Origin of the sequence: Azospirillum palustre (assembly GCF_002573965.1) — a bacterium.
Taxonomy (GTDB): domain Bacteria; phylum Pseudomonadota; class Alphaproteobacteria; order Azospirillales; family Azospirillaceae; genus Azospirillum; species Azospirillum palustre.
The window spans coordinates 168,629-188,071 of sequence record NZ_PDKW01000036.1 but is presented as its reverse complement, the minus strand read 5'-3'; the positions used below and the strand labels follow the sequence as shown (position 1 = coordinate 188,071).

General features: G+C 61.4%; 20 protein-coding genes and 1 pseudogene. 12 read left to right on the top strand and 9 right to left on the bottom strand.

Annotated features, from left to right (window positions below; translation table 11 throughout):
- The 3 genes from CRT60_RS36070 to CRT60_RS01255 form a co-directional block, all read left to right on the top strand.
- A partial coding sequence (locus CRT60_RS36070) for a hypothetical protein (protein ID WP_161957946.1) occupies window positions 1–301 on the top strand: 301 nt, incomplete at its 5' end.
- A gap of 162 nt (window positions 302–463) precedes the next feature.
- Window positions 464–2,302 carry a hypothetical protein gene (locus CRT60_RS01260; protein WP_098734640.1) on the top strand — a complete coding sequence of 613 codons (1,839 nt, stop codon included), beginning with the start codon at window positions 464–466 and terminating at the stop codon, window positions 2,300–2,302.
- A gap of 19 nt (window positions 2,303–2,321) precedes the next feature.
- Window positions 2,322–2,780, top strand: coding sequence for a hypothetical protein (locus tag CRT60_RS01255; RefSeq protein WP_143273007.1), 459 nt, complete (start codon window positions 2,322–2,324; stop codon window positions 2,778–2,780).
- 20 nt (window positions 2,781–2,800) lie between these two features.
- On the opposite strand, the gene CRT60_RS01250 is transcribed toward CRT60_RS01255, so the two are convergent.
- The 5 genes from CRT60_RS01250 to CRT60_RS01235 form a co-directional block, all read right to left on the bottom strand.
- Window positions 2,801–3,169 (bottom strand): XRE family transcriptional regulator, encoded by a 369-nt coding sequence (locus CRT60_RS01250; protein WP_098734638.1) that lies wholly within the window; start codon window positions 3,167–3,169, stop codon window positions 2,801–2,803.
- An 18-nt stretch (window positions 3,170–3,187) separates the two neighbouring features.
- The gene (locus CRT60_RS01245) at window positions 3,188–3,658 is read right to left on the bottom strand and encodes a type II toxin-antitoxin system RelE/ParE family toxin (RefSeq protein WP_098734637.1); all 471 of its coding nucleotides are present in this window, start codon (window positions 3,656–3,658) and stop codon (window positions 3,188–3,190) included.
- A 367-nt stretch (window positions 3,659–4,025) separates the two neighbouring features.
- The gene (locus CRT60_RS37435) at window positions 4,026–4,154 is read right to left on the bottom strand and encodes a hypothetical protein (RefSeq protein ID WP_280177184.1); all 129 of its coding nucleotides are present in this window, start codon (window positions 4,152–4,154) and stop codon (window positions 4,026–4,028) included.
- On the bottom strand, window positions 4,147–4,890 hold the full coding sequence (locus tag CRT60_RS01240) for an SDR family NAD(P)-dependent oxidoreductase (RefSeq protein WP_204561548.1): 744 nt from the start codon (window positions 4,888–4,890) through the stop codon (window positions 4,147–4,149). The genes CRT60_RS37435 and CRT60_RS01240 overlap by 8 nt, the downstream gene beginning before the upstream one ends.
- 69 nt (window positions 4,891–4,959) lie before the next feature.
- Window positions 4,960–5,517 carry a glycosyltransferase family protein gene (locus CRT60_RS01235; protein WP_143273005.1) on the bottom strand — a complete coding sequence of 186 codons (558 nt, stop codon included), beginning with the start codon at window positions 5,515–5,517 and terminating at the stop codon, window positions 4,960–4,962.
- 90 nt (window positions 5,518–5,607) lie between these two features.
- On the opposite strand from CRT60_RS01235, the gene CRT60_RS01230 reads away from it, so the two are divergent.
- From CRT60_RS01230 to CRT60_RS36640, 4 genes and pseudogenes are all read left to right on the top strand, one after another.
- On the top strand, window positions 5,608–6,975 hold the full coding sequence (locus CRT60_RS01230; protein ID WP_161957945.1) for a TnsA endonuclease N-terminal domain-containing protein: 1,368 nt from the start codon (window positions 5,608–5,610) through the stop codon (window positions 6,973–6,975).
- A 30-nt stretch (window positions 6,976–7,005) separates the two neighbouring features.
- Window positions 7,006–7,797 (top strand): annotated as a pseudogene (locus CRT60_RS01225) (IS5 family transposase); the annotation flags it as partial.
- 93 nt (window positions 7,798–7,890) lie between these two features.
- The gene (locus CRT60_RS35405) at window positions 7,891–8,952 is read left to right on the top strand and encodes a hypothetical protein (protein ID WP_161957944.1); all 1,062 of its coding nucleotides are present in this window, start codon (window positions 7,891–7,893) and stop codon (window positions 8,950–8,952) included.
- A 47-nt stretch (window positions 8,953–8,999) separates the two neighbouring features.
- Window positions 9,000–9,509, top strand: coding sequence for a hypothetical protein (locus CRT60_RS36640; RefSeq protein ID WP_204561545.1), 510 nt, complete (start codon window positions 9,000–9,002; stop codon window positions 9,507–9,509).
- A 448-nt stretch (window positions 9,510–9,957) separates the two neighbouring features.
- On the opposite strand, the gene CRT60_RS01210 is transcribed toward CRT60_RS36640, so the two are convergent.
- Window positions 9,958–11,994 (bottom strand): DUF4852 domain-containing protein, encoded by a 2,037-nt coding sequence (locus CRT60_RS01210; RefSeq protein ID WP_098734633.1) that lies wholly within the window; start codon window positions 11,992–11,994, stop codon window positions 9,958–9,960.
- A gap of 162 nt (window positions 11,995–12,156) precedes the next feature.
- The gene (locus CRT60_RS01205) at window positions 12,157–13,173 is read right to left on the bottom strand and encodes a hypothetical protein (RefSeq protein ID WP_161957943.1); all 1,017 of its coding nucleotides are present in this window, start codon (window positions 13,171–13,173) and stop codon (window positions 12,157–12,159) included.
- A 158-nt stretch (window positions 13,174–13,331) separates the two neighbouring features.
- Between CRT60_RS01205 and CRT60_RS01200 the strand changes: the two genes are divergently transcribed.
- A complete protein-coding gene (locus tag CRT60_RS01200; RefSeq protein ID WP_098734631.1) occupies window positions 13,332–13,931 on the top strand; it encodes a hypothetical protein in 600 nt (199 codons plus the stop codon).
- 30 nt (window positions 13,932–13,961) lie between these two features.
- Here CRT60_RS01200 and CRT60_RS01195 read toward each other — a convergent pair whose 3' ends face one another.
- Window positions 13,962–14,354, bottom strand: a complete 393-nt coding sequence (locus CRT60_RS01195) for a hypothetical protein (RefSeq protein ID WP_143273001.1) — start codon at window positions 14,352–14,354, stop codon at window positions 13,962–13,964.
- Window positions 14,355–14,636: 282 nt separating this feature from the next.
- Between CRT60_RS01195 and CRT60_RS01190 the strand changes: the two genes are divergently transcribed.
- From CRT60_RS01190 to CRT60_RS01175, 4 genes are all read left to right on the top strand, one after another.
- A complete protein-coding gene (locus CRT60_RS01190) occupies window positions 14,637–15,014 on the top strand; it encodes a hypothetical protein (protein ID WP_098734629.1) in 378 nt (125 codons plus the stop codon).
- A 256-nt stretch (window positions 15,015–15,270) separates the two neighbouring features.
- Entirely contained in the window at window positions 15,271–16,290 is a 1,020-nt protein-coding gene (locus tag CRT60_RS01185; RefSeq protein ID WP_098734628.1) for an AAA family ATPase, read from the top strand.
- A gap of 22 nt (window positions 16,291–16,312) precedes the next feature.
- Complete coding sequence (locus CRT60_RS01180) at window positions 16,313–17,197, top strand: ParB/RepB/Spo0J family partition protein (RefSeq protein WP_161957942.1); 885 nt, start codon at window positions 16,313–16,315, stop codon at window positions 17,195–17,197.
- A 172-nt stretch (window positions 17,198–17,369) separates the two neighbouring features.
- On the top strand, window positions 17,370–17,897 hold the full coding sequence (locus CRT60_RS01175; protein ID WP_098734626.1) for a hypothetical protein: 528 nt from the start codon (window positions 17,370–17,372) through the stop codon (window positions 17,895–17,897).
- A gap of 12 nt (window positions 17,898–17,909) precedes the next feature.
- Here CRT60_RS01175 and CRT60_RS01170 read toward each other — a convergent pair whose 3' ends face one another.
- The gene (locus CRT60_RS01170; RefSeq protein ID WP_143272999.1) at window positions 17,910–19,076 is read right to left on the bottom strand and encodes a hypothetical protein; all 1,167 of its coding nucleotides are present in this window, start codon (window positions 19,074–19,076) and stop codon (window positions 17,910–17,912) included.
- Window positions 19,077–19,443: the final 367 nt, after the last annotated feature.

Below are 19,443 nucleotides of genomic sequence, written 5' to 3'. Positions count from 1 at the left end.
CAGCAGCTTCACCGGCACCATGACGGTGCGGGACGGCGGCACGCTGAGCGTGGCCGGCGACGCCAACCTGGGCGCCGGCACGGTGACGCTGAACGGCGGCACGCTGACGGTGACCGGGGCGGGCACCATCGACAACGCCTTCGACACCGGGGTCAACGGCGCCACCATCGACACCGGCGTCGCCGTGACGCTGTCGGGCGCCATCGGCGGCAGCGACGGCCTGACCAAGACGGGCAGCGGCACGCTGACCCTGTCGGGCACCAATTATGCCCAAACCGAGGACGTCGCCATGGCGGCGTGACTCAACCAATCCGGCCTCCGACAAACCCGGCGCGGTTCAGTCCGCTGGGACTTCGACCTTCCAGACGGAACCACGCTGACGGCACCGCAATGGAGATCCCTCCTGGAGGCGTGGAAGGTCTTGGTGTGGTCTCTCCTCAGCGACCCACGTGAAGGCAAAGCCTTGAAGCCGGGCACCATCTCGGACGTCGCGTTTGGCATCCGCGACCTGTGCGCCTGGATGGTGGAGACGCATCGGCACTCCTTCTCGGATCTCGACGGCGACGCCAGCGAGGAATTCGTCGAGTACCTGGGCTCCCAACGAGCCCCCGAAGGCGGTGATGAGAGCGACGAAGGGCAGATGCTCTACTACAAGGCGCTGCGTCCGTTGAAGGTGTGGGTGCACCTCTGGAACCAGGCGGATGCGCTCCGGGATGCCGGCATACCGGCTCCGCCTGAAGCGCCACTTTCCGGGCAGTCCGCGAGACGCAGAGCACTGCAAATCACAGGCGATCCGAATTATGCGGGCTTCCAACCACTGCCCGATGAAGTCGCCCTGCCGATCATGGAGGCCGCCCAGCGGTTCATTGGCGTGCCAGCGGAGGATCTCCTCCGCCTTCGGAATGCCTGTCGAACCGAGCATGCGCGCTGTGTTCGAGTAGGACTGCTTCCCCTTGCGGCCCGCAAGATGGTCAACAGGGTCGCCAAGGAGTTCGAGTTTTCCGTCATTCCAGGAGATCGAGAGTCGTGGTTCGTCATGCCCAAGCAGCGAGAGGGTAGGGATTTCGGCTATCTTTTCGTTGTCAACAGGTTGCTTAGCGACTTGCGCGCCGCAGGCGTCATCGTCCTTCAGTCCCACACGGGCATGCGCATCAACGAGATCTGCGGAATTCTTGGCGGTACCAACGACGACACGGGGTTGCCGGCCTGTATTTCATCTCGACGCTCCAAGACTGGCCTCAACGAGTTGTTCTACGTGAACGGCACCTTGGCAAAGACCGTCGAAACTCCTGTCGCCGAGGAATGGCTGCTCGGATCACGGCCAGTTGGGTCCGCTTCCGTGCCACCTCCGGTGCGGGCTATCTCCGTTCTCGAGCGGCTCTGCGCGCCTCTGCGGGATGCGAACGTCACCACCCTCATCGTCGGGGCTGCCAATGGAGGCGGGTCCTTCACATTAGGTGCCGAAGGTGACGGCATGCTTCCAAGCGTTCCAGCGCTTCGGAGAACGCAGAGGGACTTCGTGGAAAAGCACGTAGACCTGTCCGGCTTGCCGGACGCCAACCAGTGGCAGGAGAACCTGGCCGGATACCGCGACAGCCGCGGGACCTGCCTGAAGACGCACCAATGGCGCAGCACCTTCGCCTCGTATGTCGTGGGGGTGGACCGCCGGATGACAGCGGCTGTTGCCCAGCACTTCAGACACCTCAGCCTGGCCATGACGGAACAGGGTTACATCCGGAACCGCCCCGAACTCCGCGAGGAATTGGATGCCGCTCGTGCGCAGAAAACGGCGAAGTTCTTTTGGTCAGCCGCGAGAGGCGACGCACCGACGACGGGCGAGTTTTCCTACGTGGTCGACGAACACCGCGGTGAAGTCGAAGCGGTCACAGAAGGGAAGTCGGTGAGGGAGGCCATCGGTGCCCTGGCAACCTGGTGCACCGAGAACGACCTTCGACTGTGGTTCTCCGCTCCGGGGAAGTGCTTCATCGAACACTCCCCGCCCGACGCGCTGTGCCACAAGGTGGCGGGCACCAGCCGCTGGACCAACCACGAACCGAACTACGCGGCAAGTGACCCGAACACCTGCGCGTCCTGCAAATGCTTCGCGGTAGATGGTGAGCACGTGGAGTTCTGGAGGAATCGCTACGTGGAAAACCAGAAAGCATGGAAGTGGGCGGTGGCCTCAGGCTGTGAACGGGACTTCCGGGTGGCCAAAGCCCGGGCAGACCAGTCCGCAGCCATCCTACAGCGCCTTCAGGAACCCATTCCGACCTTGGAGATCGATCATGCCACGACGGCCTAAGAACCAGCACCAGGATCCAGTGGAGAAGGACTTCATCGACGCGTTGGAGCGCCTGCGGAACCGCCAGCCGCAGCACCCTGACCTGGCCAAGAAGGCGAAACTCGGCACGCTGCAGATCAACGTCACCACGGTAGCCCAGGAGGCCGGACGCTCCCGCACGCTCATCGGCATGGACGACTGCCGTTACCCTCGGGTGCGGGCCGCGATCCTCGCGGAGAAGGCCGACGTGGCGAGCGTCGTCGAGACACGCACGGCCGAGGACGTGATCCGACGCCTGCGGGACGACCGTGCCGCTTTGGCTGCATCCTTGCGCGCGTCCGAGAGCGAGAACGCTGCGCTCCTGCTCCGCCTGCGCGATGTCGAGCGAGCGGCTCAGCGGGAGATCGGCATCGCTGAGCGCAGAGCCACCAACGGCCAAGGCGGCCGTGCCAGGACGGGCCTGAACACCGGGGCCAGCCAAGTCATTCCTCTTCGCTGAACGGCTAGGCACGAGTGCCATCAGGAGATGGCAATCGCTTCCTTCTGGCCGTTCGGCATGCGGACAACGATCTCGGTGACGGCACCGAGATCGTTCAGGATCTTGGCCAACTTCCACACCGAGTAGCCTCGAACCTGGCATCGAACGATGCGCGAAATGTCGGTCTGGGCCACGTCGGCGATCGCGGCCGCTTCCGCCTGTTGCCAACCGCGCTCCTGGATCAGCACGCGGATGTTGTCGGCCAACAGGATCTTGGCCCGCATCTCTGCCGGGTTCTTGTGTCCACGGTCCGCAAGGAAGTTGCCGCTGCCGCTGACTGTGACGCCGTCCACTTCGGTGATCTCGTAGTCGACCCCTGGGATGCCGGTCTTTTCAGTTTCGGTCGTCATCGCTTCATCTCCTCACATTCACCACGGCTTCGGTGTCGGAATGTCCTTGTTGGACTCAGCCTCGGCTTCCTGTTGCAGCCGGGCCGTCTTGCGTGCCTCGTAGGTCTTGCGGAGAAAGGTTTCGTTTGCCTTGTAATGGGCGCGCGCCTGAGTCAGGCGCTTCTCCAGACGCTCGACCTGTGGCCGCGGGATGGCCTTGCCTGTCGCCGACTTCTTAATGCCCGCCTCGATGATGTAGAGGCAGCACTCGAATTCGGCCACGTAGTAGACGCGGAAGGTGTCGGTATTGTGGTCGATCTTGACCTCGGTGATGCCCTTCAGCGTACCCTTCAGGGGCTCAGCATTACCCGGCATCCGGCCGTTCTGCAGCAGCGTTGTGGCGGCATCCGCTTCATCCCGAACATCTTCGGGCATCGCGTCATAGTCGTCCGACGTCCCGGCAGGCAGGAAGCGAACCTCGCGAATGTCCAGGCTGTTCTCCGACGTCATGGTCGCCCCACCTCATATAGTGAAACTACTATATGGCGGGTGTGCTGGGATGTCAAGGCTCCGCCACCCTAACGGTGTGAACAACGCGGGAAGGCTGAACAGCGCTGTAGGTCACACCACAGGCCGCATGGAAGGCGCTGGTGAACAGCGTTGCGCGATATAACGGCGCTGCCACATGCTCCACGACCGCGAAGAGCATCGCCGGCGTTTCCGCGTCACCATCCTGCTACGTCGGGCGCTGGGGGACCTGTTCGGCGGTGTCTACCGATACTGACAGAGTGACAGCAGGCACCACCACGCTTTTCCCTACCTTCAGCGGCGCCGCTGGATCGAGTGTGACGAGGATACAGCCTCACCGATACGACCCTCACTCCTTCGGCTTATCGGCAGCCATGTAGGCAGCAAAGGCATCCTGGAAATCCGGATGCCAGCGGGAGAGCGGCGGCCGGTTGCGGACGATGTCCTCGGCCGCCCACCGGATGCGCCGGTTATCCATCTCGCGGGTGACGTCGTTGTCCGGGCTCAGGATGTAGAAGTCTCCGCCAGCCATGGCGGGCAGCATGAAATCGACGACCTGTTCCGCCGTCCAGGCGCCGGCGGGCTTTTCGGTCACTCCGCGCGCGGGTGAGGCCGGTGTACACGAAGCCGGGGATCAGCAGGTGTGCGGTGACTTGACAGCCGTCCGTGTTGCGCAGTTCGTGAGCCAACGCCTCGGTGACCACTTTAACCCCGGCCTTGCTGGTGTTGTAGGCGGTGTCGCCGGGAGGGCATGTGATGCCTTGCTTCGAACCGGTGTTCACGATGGCGCAGGCGGTGCCCTGGGCAATCATCGCCGGTGCGAAGACTTGGATTCCGTGGATGACTCCCCAAAGGTTGGTTCCCAGGATCTGCTGCCAGCGCTCAGGACTACCGAGCAGTCCGCCGCCACCCTCCACCGCGGCATTGTTCATGAGCAGGGCAACTTCGCCAAACATCTGGAAAACCGTGTCCTTCAGACGCTCGATCTCTTCAAGGCGGGAGACGTCGGTCGGCACCGCAATGACATCCTCCGGACGTTTTGCAATCTGTGCCACGGCGGCGGCGGCCGTCCTCAGAGCCTCGACATTGTGGTCGGCGAGGCAGATCCTCATGCCGATCGCGGCGAAGCGTTCGGCAGTGGCGAGCCCTATGCCGCTGGCGGCTCCGGTGATGACGGCGGCGCGGCCGGGAGAAAGGGCTGGGTGCAGATTCATCGGAGATTCCTTTGGTGGGGGCTCGGCTCGCTTTGGTCGACCGCCCTTGGCTGTGTCCACATTACTGCTTCAGCGGGCGGGCGGACACGGCGCCGTTCTCCGGCTTTGCTGGCGTAGCGCATCCAGGTCCAGCGACTTTGCCTGCAAAGCAGCCAGATGGTCCGGCTGCAGGTCGCCCACGAACATGACGTCGTGCGTGACGGTGCCCATGCCTCGCTTCAGCAGGCGCGCGACGAGGGCCTTGACCGGCATGGTTGGTGCGTCCGCCAGAAATTCGACCGGCTTGTCGTCCCACAATGGCATGATCACGCGCACGCCTACGCCCGCCCTCTGCAGCGCTTCCAGCGCACCGAGGATCTGCGCCAGGATGGCTTGGCGCTTCAGCCGCACCAAACTGTGCCTGCCTGCTCGTTCGATCAGTGAAGCGACCATGGCTGACCTCCCGCTCCAGATCCAGGAGGATGCCTGCATGACCTGGGTGCTCATCGGGTTCAACAGCCGCACGGCGGCGGAGGTTTCGCGCAGCCGCGGCTGCTGCTTGCCTGCGAGCCCTTCACACCCAGGGGTGGCGACTCCCATCACTTGGTCGGTCTCGAAACGGAAAGGCACTGGCTCCGCCATCGACACCAGTTACTGCTTTCGAGTCTGCTTGCGATTGATGGAGAATTTCTGCTCCGTCCGCGATGACTGGGAATAGAACCGACTTCGATGCAACCCATGGATGAAGCGGATGGTGACAATGCCAAAATCAGTCGGCAATATGGGACTCTCTCGCGTTTGATGCTGCCCGACGGATCGACGATTTTGCCAATGAATTTTGATCAATTCTTCGCTGCTCTCAACGTCCTGCTGGAAGAAATCGAGCCGCAGGAGACGCGATCAATCATCCGCCTGTATCTCGGCCTTCCTGAAAAAGGTGCCGTAAGAACCATGGCGGCGGTGGCGCGAATGCTTGAGGTCAAGCCAGGTAGGGTAAAAAGTTCGCTAAGTGAAGGTCGCAGGAAGTTACGCCATAAGATCAAGTTTCGAAAAACGACTGAAGCGGGATTGATTGCAGAAATGCGCAGTGAAATCACGGTGGATCGTGATCTCGCGAAGGCTCTGTTCGACTGGCTGTACAACGGAAAGCCGGCATCGAATCCGGCTATGCAGGTCCGCTTCGTCCTGCAGATCATGTCCGAAAAGTCCGTCAGCAAAAATTCCTTCTCCACACTTGCCTCCAGCGTTTCAGCCGAAATCCGGACCGGCTCCACTCGCCTCTCTCCACGAACGCCCGAGCAATTCGTTGAGCGATTGCTGTCCCAGGCATGCTTTCCCGATAGTGATCGCCCTCCAACGATTCCTCCCGCTGGCGAGAAGCCCGCTCGGGGCATTCCAAGGCTCGAACATAAACACTCCTTCCGATGCCTGCGTCCTCCTCGTGAGTCGCTGAACAGGCGCGCGTTGGGCGTCAGCATATCGGGGAGCAAAGTCGGGCGGTTTCGCAGTAAGCGCGACGGATACAACCTCGTTCCGCATGAATCCAAGGCTGAGCGAGCGTACATCGAGCAGATCGACTCCGCCTCGACGGTGGACTGGTACCGTGTCCAGCCCTTGGCCATCTCCTACCGCGCGCTCGGGAGCGAGCGTGTCTATTATCCAGATCTGATGCTGCGGATGAACGACGGTAGGGTGCTGGTCGTTGAGGTGAAGTCGGCTTTAGAAATTTGTACCATTGATACGCTGAGAAAAGCGGTTGCCGGCAGGCGCTATTGCAAAGCGAATGGATGGGGATATTTGCTGGCCGCCGAAGCCGGATTGGGCATCGGAGATCTCATGAAATATCCCGTGCCGCCTGTGGAGAGGCTTGCGGACTTCATCTCCGCGGTCGATGAAACAGGAATCAAACGTCAGGACTTGATGTCCCGCTTTCCAGCCGTCGGCAGGCTTCGCGGCCAGGAATTGACCGCTCTGCTGCTCCAGAACGACCTTGTGCTCCAACGTGAGCCCTCTTGGCTTATTCGACGCGTACCGGCAGAGTTCGGGTGGAAATCCCTTCTCCCACAGGAGGTGAGCGCACCAGCGTCTCCGGTTAAGAGCACCTGACAAAGCGGCGTTTGGGCTGTTGAGAGCAATATGGCTGCACCTCTCGTCTCCGACGCCCTTTGGGGCCGCGATTGAACCGTTACTCCCACTGGAGCCGCCCAAACCGAAGGGGGCAGCCTCGGCTAGACAACCGGGCGGCACTGACCGGCATCCTGTTCGTGTTGCGCTCCGGCATTCCGTGGGAACTTTTGGGCATGGAGATGGGATGTGGTTCGGGCATGACCTGTTGGCGCCGGCTGCACGAATGGCACCAAGCCGGCGTCTGGGAGCGGCTGCATCGCGGACCGGCTCGGCTATGCCCACGCCATCAACTGGGATCGCGCGGCGATGGACAGCGTCAGCGTTCCAGCAAAAGGGGGCGAGGAGACCGGGCCGAACCAGACGGACAGCGGCAGGCCGGGTTCCAAGCGGCACATCCTCGTCGATGCCAACGGCATCCTCCTCGCCCTGAAAATCTCGCCGGCCAACCGGCATGACAGCAAGTTCCTGGAGGCGCTGGTCGATGCCGTGCCGGCGATCCGCCTATGCGTGGGCCGGCCACGACGTCGCCCGGCCAAACTGAACGCCGACAAGGGCTACGGCTTCGCCCACTGCCGGCGGGTACTGTGCCGGTGAGCGATCATCCTGCGCATCGCCCGGCGTGGCATTGAGAGCAGGGAGCGCCTCGGCCGACACCGATGAGTTGTCGAGCGGACGCTCGCCTGGTTCGCGCGCTTCCGTCGCATCGCCGTCCGATACGAACGCCGCGCCGACATCTTCACCGCATTCCATAAAATAGCCGTCAGCCTCATCTGCTGGCGATTCGTCCAAAGATGGTTCTGTCATCTTATCCGGTGTCGCCAGGAACAGAGTTTAAGAGAATCGCATAGCAAGAAGAAGCGCGTGCGGATGCATATATGAATATGCAAGTCCGCTATGGTTGATATCGAGCGGGGTACTTTGATAAGCATGAGGTCAGAAACTCTTCTGGCGAGAAAATTCATGCGTTTTCGGCTTTCTCTCCTGGTGGCGGCAGTTCTCGTGACAAGCGGTTGCGCGAGCACGGCTCCAAAAGCCGTGCAGACAGCCACCGGAGAAAAGGTAAGCATCGGATATAATGGTGCTATCCATCAAGGGAATGGCTGGTTTGTTCAGGTGACCGAACAAGACGGAAAATGGAAAATCGTTGAGGTCACGGCCAAGCCAGAACGACGCTGGAAGGAGGAGAATGAAATCCTCTGGGTAAGGCGGGATCGCAAGTCGATCGAGCCCGCGTTTGAGACCAATATGGGCTATAAGCCGTCAGTTAATGAAATCGAGTGCAGTCCATTGTTGGATAAGCATACGCAGTATGATGCATGCAACAGTCGACTGACCAAGGTTAACGTTGGCCGGAGCATTGGAAAGAACGTCCTTGCGGCCGCCATGACCCTCGGCATGGCAAGTGGGACGAACCGTGGAATCGATCACGACCTGATTCATCAGATCATGAAGGACACGGCACTGCTCGACGCTCTTACCAAACCCGAATACATGGACGTTCTCAAAATCGAAGACACCAACCAGACCATCATACAGGAGACCAGGCGCGCAACCATCAACGATCGGACCGCCGTCCTGAATGCACGGCTCAAGGTCCCCGATCAGGTAGCACGAAGGCTTGCGGTCACGATGAGCCAGGCTGCGTACACAGCCCTGCGCCGGCAGGAGAAATACAGAGTTTCCCAGGGCTCCCCCCAAGGGATTGGTGATCTGGCATATACAGAGGTCGCAGAAGCAACCGCAAGCGATACCCACTGCGCTATGGTCAAAGGTTCCATCAATATCCATGGCTACAGCGCTCAAGGAAGCCTTTATATCAACCCAAAGGAAACGCGGTCTGTTAGCGCACTATATTGTACTCTCGACGGTGCGCCATGGTCGGAAACGAACAACGCCATGTGCATGCAAGCCGATGGCAAGCGCATTTGTGACAATTACTTTGCGGTGGCACGCTGAGGCGTCGTCACCTCAACGATTGGGCAGGTCGCTGCTACCAGATACGGATGCGAGCCGCCGGAGCCGATCGCGGTTTTGGTGGCGGCATAGTCGTCCCCGACCACCTTACCTTCTGGTGGTTCGCCCGCCGCTGGCTCAGTGCCGAACTGGTGGCGTCGGCTTTGGCAGAGACCATGAGCCGGGTCAAACCCGATGGCCAGCGGTGCCAGTTCGCCCTCGACAGCACAGGGCTCTGGCGCAGCCATACCTCACGGTATTTTGAGTGGGGGCGAAGCGTGAGCGCGGTCATCCAGGCGAAGAAGCGGCGCTCGATCAAAGTCGTCGCAACCACCCCATACCGGCAGGAGATGCACCGACTGCTCAATGACCCAGGGGATGCTGCCAGCAAGCGCGCTTACCGGCAGCGCTGGAGAGTCGCAACCGTCATGTCGGTTGCGAAGCGGAGGTGGGGCGAGGCCCTATCCGCCCGCACCGACCTCACACAACGGTCTCAAGCATTGCTCAGAGGCGTCGTCTACAACGTCAGCCGCCTTGTTCTCCTTGGTATTGCCACATGAGGCTTTCGACAGAGCAAGGTGCTCTTAATGGGGGCCCGATCGGCGGAAAGCGCGTCGGAAACCTGAAACCCATCCAGGCTCGCCCCCCTGCTGGAGCAATCTGCAGAATCCATGGTTCTCACTGTCGACCAAGGATAGGCGGTGGCGCATCCAGGTAACACCATCGCATCCGTGCTTGGCCCACATAGAGCAGAGCATCCAGCATACCGAAGCCTGCTCGTGTAGCCGGGGCATGGGACCAGTAATTCGATCATACGGTCTTGGGTATTGCTCAGGACTTGGCCGGCGCCATGGGCGCCAGCCAGCCAGCGATCCTCGGGTAACCACATCAGCGGTCTACCCCGCGGAATTTCGCAATTCCATCACTGGAGCACCGCTTCCTTTCAATCAGTACCCTACCGGCACATGCCTTCGAAACAGACCGTGAGTGTCCTACCGGGGTTGTGGATCAGAGTTTGACATCGACCTTAGCCTTCTCTTCTTTCTCTTTACGGAGCCGCTCATCGGCCTCTGTCTTGCGATCAAGGACAATCTGGTCCATCAGATAGGTCGAGAGGATATAGACAGGGTCGTTCTTGTCGTCCCTAGCCTGTGTCCCGTCGATCTCCAACGCATATTGCGGGACTGGAATGGTGCGACCGTCGAGACGATCCTCCGTCCAGCGTTTGCCGTAAGCACGGAACGCCAGCGCCGGATCCTGGCGATCGAACGTCGCGTAGATCGGCTTGCCATACTTGCCAGTGATCGCGTCGCTGATCGGCTTTGCCTTTTCCGCCGGTAGCACTTGGCGCAACGCCAGTTTCACCAGCACCCTGCGGCCGTCCGTCTCGTCGAAGGTCGCCTCGAAGCAGCGCTGACCGATCTTCACGATCGGGCGTTTGCCGAGGTAAGTGAGGCTGCTTCCCAGGAGTTCGGTGAAGGTGCACTGCTCCGGAGGGGAGGTAAGGCGCTTGCTGTGGCCGTCCCAAACCAAGGTCTGGCCCAGTTCCTTTTCCGCTACGGCCTTGACCTCCTCAAATGGCATGCCGCCCTTGACGCCAATGATGTCGAGGTCGCGGGCCGTACGAGGATCCTCCGGGCGCTTCCATGGCTTCGGACCGTCGTCCTTCGCCGTAAACGGAAACACCTTCCGTTTCCCGTTGCTGTTCCATGGGAAATCGATGCGAACGACATGCCCCATTAGGATGTCGCCGCCGAGACGGCGTTCGTTGTCGGTCCCGACGGGAGCGAAAATGACTTCGGCGGTATCGGTGTAGCAGACGGGAGGTTTTGTCCCCTCCATCTCCTGTGGCAACGCGATGTTGTCAAAAGAAGCGAGGTTGACGAATTTCAGCCCGGTGCGGTTGCCGCTCGGTTGCCAGACGTTGTCCTCTTCGCCAAGACCACGGATCTGGCTGTGGATGACCGGCACGGCGCCACCGCCGCTACGCACTTCCTCCTTACATGCATCGATTTTCAGCGCAATCCGCTGAAGGGCCTCGTTGCCGACTGGAGCACCGCCCTTTAGGCGAGTAAAGGCGGCATCCAACGTCGATGGCCCCACATCTACAGCCTTCCCGCGTTCGGCTTTGATCGCGGCTTCCTCCGCCTGTTGCCGCTCGCGGTTGGCTGCGGCTACCGCCATCTTGGTGGTCATGCGTTCGGGGTCGAGCGTGTAAAGGACACGCTGGGACTGGTCCTTACCATCCTCCACGGAGGTTGCGACGATGTGCGTCTTCACCGTGACGGCTTGCCCGTTCAGGAGCAGATTGTCGCCGTCGCGCGCCTCACCTGAGCCGAACGTGTCAATCGCCAAGGTGACCGACAATACAACCCGACGGTTGATGACGCCGTTGTATTTGTTCGTCCGCTGCGCGACCAGCGCATCCGCCTTGTCCTTTGCCATCGGCAAGCCGGTCAGGACCTCAGGGTTCGTGATCTCGACTTTGAAACGCTGCGGCAATGCGGAGGTGTCGGTCGGGAAGCAATTGTCCCATCCTTTGCTGGGCCTGATGCTCTGTGGTTTGTCGACTGGGAAATACGTACCTTCGGACAAAGGCTCGAAGGCGAATTCTCTGCGATCGAAGTCGTATTTGCCGAACTCGGCGTCGGTGCGCAGAACGACATTGGTCTTCGGGGTAAGAGAAAGTGACGCCACTTTGCTGCGGCCTTGCTCCAGAAACTCATCACGACGGAAATCGTTGTTGCGCACCTGAGTATAACCAAAGCACTCGAAATGCCGCGTGTAACTATCGGCGAAGTTCTTGTCGCTCCGCTTGTCAGGGTTGGCGGCCAACCACTGTCCGAGCAGAGACTCCCAGTCGAAAGCCACTGTCCGTGATTTCTCAGGCGTTTCAGTCTGGGCTGGTGCTTTGTCGGCCGCCGCCGTGGTCGCGGCCGGCTTGGTTTGCGGTGCGGTTTCCTTGGCGTCGGACACAGAGGGTACCGCCACCGCGAGCGTGAGGGCAGCCGCGGCCATCGCATTCAACAGCATCAATTTGGTCATCTAATTTTCCTTAAGTGTCCTGTCACAGGCTGGTAGCAATCACGTATTCGTCGTCTAACCATCCAGATTGCGGCGGGCCGGTTCTGGTTGCCACAAGCGAACTTGGCGTAATCTCTCCATCCTCCGAATGCAGTGAACTTGATAACTGAAACCATGAAGCCATTAGAACGTGTGTAGTACTTTCCGCGCACGCGCGTCATACAGGACTATGCACTCGGGAACTATGTTGACAGCATGCGTTACCGTGGTGATGTCTATGGGGTTGCTGATCGTTGGATTGGCGCCATCGTAGCCGGTTAGCAGAAACGGTGCGTTCAATGACCCAATCACGAGCAGGCGCAGGTTTGCCTTCGTGGCCCGTGCCTCGTCTGCTGGCATGTTGAACGAGCGAGACCAACCCTTGGATGGCCATGTGTTGGCGTCCAGGATCGAGTTCGCCCGCCCCACGACGATCCCGCCGTTGCGCTGCGACAGTTTTGTCACCTTGCGCTTTGCGCCGTAGGCGTTCTCGCCGATGTAAGTGTCGAGATCCCGTTCGATGACATCGGTTATGAGAACGGTGTGATAGACGCCCCCGTTACTTGCCCGGCTTGTCTGCACCGGGCTTGGGTCGGCGCCGACGGTCAGCACTTGGCGGTCGGCATTGTATTTGGCGCCGTCAGGCTTGAGCGGCACCGAAACGATCACCGACTCGGTACCGGTCTTTGAACGCAGGCTGGCTTTGATGGCGGACGCCTGACCATCGACCCGAGCCTGATATGCCCGCGTGGTTTCGAACTCGTCCTTCTGAGATTTCTGAGCCGCCAACAGCCGCAAAAGTTCCGGAACGGAGGTGTAGCGGCGCGAGCCAGACTCGACATGGTCCTTGCACGCCGCATCACGTTGCTTGGGAGGGATCGCTGATTGCGTCAGCGTCATCGTCGGGAACTCGGTCTTCGTCGACATTTCGGCGGCTGACAACGAGACGTCACCGGGTGAGCACGCAGCCCCGTTCATCGTGTAGGTCAGTCCGGTCAGGCCAGACCGGCAGTAAGCGACGCCGCCGCGGTTCGTGTCAGGTCCGGTATAGGATAGCCACTGGCTGCCGGAGCGAGTGGCTTGCTGACACCCCGCCAGCAATATCGCGGCGGTAACGATGCTCATCAGTCCTATATGCGATACACCACGACGCAACGCCATCTTCACGGCCTCCCTATATCATCACCCGACAATACAGGTCGTTCCCCCTATTTCAACCACAACCTAAAGAAAGTCTCTGGACCTCTGATTGCGGATCAGAGGATGATGGATCTGCTAGTTTCTCAAATGCCTTCCCTCACCCCTACCTGGACCACACCATGCCCAACGGATTGAAGGAGATCTTCCCCGACTTTGCCCTGACGCGGTCCGGCGCCGTGATCCACCTCGCGGTGATCGGCTTCACGGATCGGCTGGAACAGTTCGCCGCTTGGCTCCCCGACGTCGCGCCTACAGCGTCGCACCGATCGACGATGTTCGATTATGAGGTCTTCGGCGCCAGGAAGAAGGAAGATGTGTTCGACCTTTATGACCACATCCTGCGGATCGAGTTTCCGGCGGAGGCGGAGGCGATTGCCTTCGCCGATTATTGCGGCCAGGACCTATTCGCCAAGAAACCGGCCTACAAGCGAAACTTGGCGCTGTTGAGGTCGAAGCCGAAGGCCGTTGCTCCAATAAGCGGCATCGCTCTGCCGGTCTTGCGATCGGCGCCTATCCGGGGCTGCGGACAGGATAAGCCGTTCTTGCATGAGGCAGGTGTGGCGGCTGCCCTCGTTTGCAACGAGATCGACCAGCGCGCGGCTACCATCCGGCTCGGTCTGAGCGGACGGGTCGCGTTGCGACGTCGGTTGGTCAGGATCGGATGGCTGGCGACATGGCCAGCCCGCGCGAAAGTCGTAACATACTGCTGCTACCTGTAGGCCGCTGCACTCGACGCCAGCCGGCTGGCGTCACTCTGGAATCCGCGGGCGGAAGCGCGCCTTCCGGGACCGCTCCCAGTGGCCAGTGATCGGCGGGTTGGGGTGCATGCGCCCTTCCACATCCTGCGCCAGCAGCCGCTGCACCGCCGCCTCCTCACGGCCGGGGCGTAGGTCATTGGCGATCAGCGCTAACGTCATAGCGGCGTTCCGCGATACGTCGTAAAGGCCATGGATCACCACCCTGCCCTTCGGCTTTCGCTCCCGCATCCGCCCACCGAACACAACGACTGCGGAGACGAGGTCCATGGTCGGACCTCGGGAAGAACCGTAGGTGGGAATCGCGATGTCGTCGAACCGCAGCGCCAGAAGGGCATCGACATCGCCGAGCGTCGCCTGTGCACAGGCGAGGTCGAGATCCGCCAACGTCTCGGCCGAACTTACGCGGGGCGCGACAAGACACCAGTCGGATGGCAACACCGGAGGCGGACCGACCGGGGTGTTTTTCTCGGCGGCTCGCTCCTCCCGGACATGGAGAAGCCGCTTGCCGACGCAGTCACCAGTGGCACACTATTCCGCAGCCGTCCCTTATGGGATGGACCGGGCCGATAAAGCAGTCGGGATCGGCTTTGATTAGGGATGGCAACAGATGCTGCTAAAGACGATCCATTGGGACGACCGATTGTGCACAACGAAGGAGCACAATCAATGTCCCGTATCTTCCGTCGCCGACGCGACGTCATTCAGCGCCAGCGTGAGATCGACTGGTATTTTCAGCCGTGGAAACATGGCGAGGATGAACCGAATTGGAAGCGCTACGTAGCGAAGGGCTGGCGGATCGGAGGCCGCCGCTTCCGTCGTGATGCCGCTGCCATCGATGAAAGTCTGGTCGTACTCCACCTGATCGCGGACTTTCACCGCGAAAGCCGCTCCGGCGAGCGCAGTGCTCTAGCCCATTTCCGGCGAACCTACAACACCCGAAACCGGCACGCCGACCGCAACGCCATCCATCGGGCTCTCGCCCATGGCGATGACGACATTGTGCTCCCGGTCCGGTGCCGCTCTGTGGACTGGGATTGGTTCTAAGCGATGAGGGCGGGCTTCGGCTCGCCCTTCATCCCCTAGGGCAGGAGCGGGTCGATCTTCAGCCGGCTCTGCTGTCGTGGCGCTGTTGCTATTTGCAACACCCCTCCCCTCTTTCATTGCTCCTTCGCTCAGGACGCAGGCATTCGCCGGTGCATCCGTGGTGGGTAGTCGGTTTCTGCCAGCACAGCGGTTTCTTGACGAATGTGGGCGCTACCTGTATCCAAGGTTCAGACGCCATTTTTGATCGGAGCCGGCCTTGCTGGGGGATAATGTGAAGGCGTTCCGCGAGCGCCTCGGCCTGAGCCAGCCCGAATTCGCGGCATGGCTTAACGAACGGCTCAACCGCCGTTATGACAAGCAGAAGGTCAGCGGCTGGGAGCGCGGATCCGACAAGCCGCCGCAGGTCGTGGTTGATCTGCTGCATCGCGAGATCGCCGGCCTCGGCGTCAAGCACGGCCCTGCCTTGGTCGTTTCCGTCAGCAACCAGAAAGGCGGAGTCGGTAAAACGACGACCAGTGTGAATACCGCGACCATGCTCGCCCAGAGCGGGCATAAGGTGTTGCTGATCGACGCCGACCCCCAGGCCAGCGCCACAATCCACCTTGGTTTCAACGCAATCGACCTGCACCGCCAGGGTCGCACGCTCGACGCCGTACTCCGGAAGGAAACCACCCTCGCCGATGTCGTGCTGAGCGTGGAAGACACCGGGCTCGACATCGTGCCGTCGAGCATCCGGCTCGCGAAGGTGGAGGGCGAACTGCAAGGACAGGTCACCGGCATCTTCACGCTACGCAAGGCCCTCGCGCCGCTCCGCGAAACCTACGACTTCGTCGTGATCGATACTCCGCCGCACTTGGCGCAGATGACCATGAATAGCCTAACAGCATCCGACACCGTCCTCATCCCCTGCCAGACCGAACTCATGTCGGTACTCGGCATCGAATACATCCTGGAATCGATCTCGGACATCCGCGACACCGTCCAGTCGACACTGACGGTGCTCGGGATCCTACCGACGATGTTCAACCAACGCCTCACCCAGGATCGGGAGTCGCTGCTGGAACTGCAGAAGGCGTATTCCGGAACGACGCGGATCTTCGATCCGCTTCCGCGCGCCACGGTCTATAGTCAAGCGTTCGCGGCCGGACAGGCGGCCGTGAGCGCGGTGTCGAACGCCGCCGGCGCCGATTCCTTGCGTGCCGTCGCCGATGCCCTTGTAGCCGAGCGCACCAAGCGCTTCGGCCTCCGTATGAGCGAGGTTGCCCATGTCGCGTAAACTCGGACGGACTAACAGCGCGATGCTGGACGCCCTGCGCGAAGGCCGCGAGAACAAGCCTGTTGGGGAGAGCGCCCTCCCCGTCTCGTTTCAGAACCGGAACGGCCGCACAGCCCAGGTCGAGGTGGACTCGATCGCCACGAACCCCGACCAGCCGCGTCGCGATTTCGACAAGGCCGAGTTGACGGCGCTCACGGAGTCCATCGAGCGTTACGGCTTGCTTGAACCGATCGGCGTGAAGCCGCTCCCCAATGGGCTGTACCAACTCGCCTACGGTGAGCGGCGCCTGCGCGCTGTCCGCGCATTGGGCCAACCGACCGTTACCGCCGTCGTTCTTGATGCAGATGCGCCTGCCGACGAGATCGCGCTCGTCGAGAACCTGCTTCGCTCCGACCTCAGCCCGTTCGAGGTCGCGGATGGCTTTGCCCGCATCATGGAGACGCGGGGCTGGTCGCAAGGCGACATCAGCAAGCATTTCGGCATCGCGAAGTCGGAGGTCTCAAGGACCTTAAAGATTCTCGATCTACCTGCCCGGATCCGTGAGGAATACCTCCAAGTTCAGGTCCCGATGAAGGTGCTGAGGGACATCGCCGGCCTGAAGGACGACACTGCCCAAACCGCTGCCTGGGAGAGCGCGAAGCGCACCTATGCCGGCGCCGATGTCGAGCCTGGTGAAAGTGTAAAGGCGCCGAAGACGAAGGCACGGCGTCCCTCCGAGGACCCTGCCGAGATCGCGCACTCGACCCTGCCGAAGCGCATAGCCCGAAGCGTTCTGACGACGCGCGATGCCTTGGTCTCCCTGCGGACAGAGCCGACCGGCAAACCGTTGGCCGACACGGACCGCGCTATGCTCCGGGAAATGCGGGACGCCATCGATGCCCTGCTCGTCGACGAGCCGGTAGGCTGATCTGCAGCATGGGCTAGGTGTTGCTAATTGCAACACCGCGGCGACGGCGGAAGCGCTTTGGCCAGCGTTGCAATTAGCAACGTCACTGCCATCTCACGGGCACCAAGTTTCTGGTGCCCTCCCCTTTCAGCCTAACGGATTGGTACGACCGAAGAGTTTCCAGGGAGCAGGCATGACAGAAACTGATAGGCTGCTCGCGCGCTTGACCGACGATGTTGAGCGCGATTTCGTGGCTGCATTGGCGCCCTTTATCCAGAACGCCCATGGCGGCAGGCGCTCGCTACAATGGCCGACGCCGATGGCCTACCTATTGAGCCATGGCCAGTTCTGGGCTCCCGTTCCGCTACCTGCCTCCATCGTGCATGGAGAGCCAACAGCCTGCTTCGCGAATGCTTGGAAGACCGTACAAACGCAGCCAGACCTGCGGTATGCCGAAGGCTACGGTTACGATCCTGACCTCGGTATCCCCATCGAGCATGCTTGGTGCATCGATTCTGCAGATCGGGTTTTGGACCCGACGTGGCGGGATGCGACACGCTGCAGGTACTTCGGAGCCATTTTCCCGTCAATGGCCGTGGTCCAAATCCACGCCCTCACCGGCGTCTTCGGCGTCCTGGATGGCTCGACGTGGCGCAGCGTGGAGCCGTTGCTTGAGGCCGTGGCCCAACAACCCAAGGCGCTTCCCGTTCGAGGAGCCTGAAAGGAGGGTCACTCACCAGCGGAGCAAGCCTTTCCAGGCTGACAAGCCGATGCCGGAAGATCGCTCCTGACTATCGCCTCCGCTCTCCTCGGCCTCGACATTTGTCGCCGGGAGACCCGGTAGAGCGCCCACCGGCTTCGGCGCTCCTGCCACCGAAGCCGCCACCGGCAGTGGAAGACCGACAGCACGACACAGGGTTTCCTGCAGGTACTGCTCGGTCGAACCCACTCTGCCTTCCCGTTTCGCTTGGTTCGCGGCTCCCACGAAGGCGCTCTTGAGGTTGGCCAAAGGATGGTCACCGGAAGGCGGAGCGACGGCAACAGTGAGTTCGAGCAGATCGAACACACCACGCAACGTCGTGGCCCCCGCGACGTTTTCACGTGCTTGAGGCATGCCGCTGAGGCTGCGGAAGAGGGCGATGATCGCCTCCTCGGCAACGTGCGCAACGAGCCGCTGACGGGCCAGCAGGGAATGTTCCTGCCAGAGCAGGTTGGCCATCGCGCCAACCTCCCTCGAGCCGATCAGCGGTGCGAAATCCCGCTGCAGGGAGATTGCATCCTTGATCACTACTCCCGGATCCGGAGCGCACATGATCCCAGCGAGAAGGTTGACCTCCTGAAGCGCCTCGACGAGACGCAGCCCCATCACGAGTTCTCCTACCACCTGCGCCCTGCCCTCCTTCGGCGCCTTGGCGGCCTCCAGGCATTCGGCGATGGCTGGTTGCTCGACGACCGCCAGCCCGATCTCCAGCGCCGCGAGGAGCATCTCGGCCTGACGGTCCCGACCCTGGTCGGGACCAAGCGCGGCGATCCGACCCATCAGTCCAGACCTCGCTGCCACCGGCCCGAAGGTCGCCAGAATGAGCACCGCGGCCGCACTCGGCGACACAGGCTTGCCATCCACGACCTGCTGCTGGGCGAGGCTGACCACGTCGCTCTCCTCCAGGGCCGGCAGTAGATCCTCCAGCACCTGCGCAAGGTGTGGAGCGGTCGCGACCGTGTCGAGACCCCCGGTCATGCGGCCAGCCAGGTTATCGGCTGCGCTGCAGGCCGCAGTCGTCAGGTGGATCTGATACGGCCTGAAGCCGGCACTCTTCCGTCTGGCGCGGCGCATCGCCATCCGTTCGGCGTTCCTCGAGCGCTTTGGTTCGGTCGTGTCGGTCGTGGATTTTTTGGCCATGGTTGCTCCATCTCAGGCGTCCAACTGGCCTTGCATGATGCCGACCGACCTTTGAAAAAATCATCGAGCCACCCGAAAAGCAGAGGCACCTGCAGTTGGACTGAAAGCCTTGCTGTGTGCGGGTTTCAGGGAGCCGGAGACGTAGTCTTGACCGGCGGTCCCGACCGGCGTCGCGACCGCTGCGCTTTCCGTGAGCGTTACCCGATGTGCTGCCTTGCTCTGCTCTCGGCATGTCGGAAGCGCAGAAGATGATACCGCTGCGGGTTCGAGGACGGGCAGGGCGTTACCCGCGCGGGGTCGCGACCGCGAAGGTCGGTAACGGGGGGCGCGGCCGAGTAACGCACGGTGCCGGGCAGGGCGTTATCAG